Source organism: Shewanella fodinae (assembly GCF_014651955.1).
GTDB lineage: Bacteria > Pseudomonadota > Gammaproteobacteria > Enterobacterales > Shewanellaceae > Shewanella > Shewanella fodinae.
The window spans coordinates 1-663 of the sequence record NZ_BMXW01000048.1; the positions used below are offsets into that span (position 1 = coordinate 1).

Annotated in this window: 1 rRNA gene; it reads left to right on the top strand. The window is 50.7% G+C overall.

Going from position 1 to position 663, the window contains the following annotated elements:
• Window positions 1-663, top strand: a 23S ribosomal RNA gene (locus IE064_RS18075); the annotation flags it as partial.

The following is a 663-nucleotide window of genomic DNA, read 5'->3' on the forward strand; positions in this document are numbered from 1 at the left end:
CATAGCATGCAGAGGCGAACCGGGAGAACTGAAACATCTAAGTACCCCGAGGAAAAGAAATCAACCGAGATTCCCCTAGTAGCGGCGAGCGAACGGGGAGTAGCCCTTAAGTCATTGGGGTGTTAGTGGAAGGTGTTGGAAAGCACCACGGTACAGGGTGATAGTCCCGTACACGACAACTAACCGATGATGAAAACGAGTAAGGCGACACACGTGGTATGTTGTCTGAAGATGGGGGGACCATCCTCCAAGGCTAAATACTCCTGACTGACCGATAGTGAACCAGTACCGTGAGGGAAAGGCGAAAAGAACCCCTGTGAGGGGAGTGAAATAGAACCTGAAACCGTATACGTACAAGCAGTGGGAGCGGTCCTTGAGACCGTGACTGCGTACCTTTTGTATAATGGGTCAGCGACTTACATTTAGTAGCGAGGTTAAGCGAATAGCGGAGCCGTAGGGAAACCGAGTGTTAACTGCGCGAATAGTTGCTAGGTGTAGACCCGAACCCCGGTGATCTAGCCATGGGCAGGTTGAAGATTGAGTAACATCAATTGGAGGACCGAACACACGTCTGTTGAAAAAGACGGTGATGACCTGTGGCTGGGGGTGAAAGGCCAATCAAACCGGGAGATATCTGGTTCTCCTCGAAAGCTATTTAGGTAG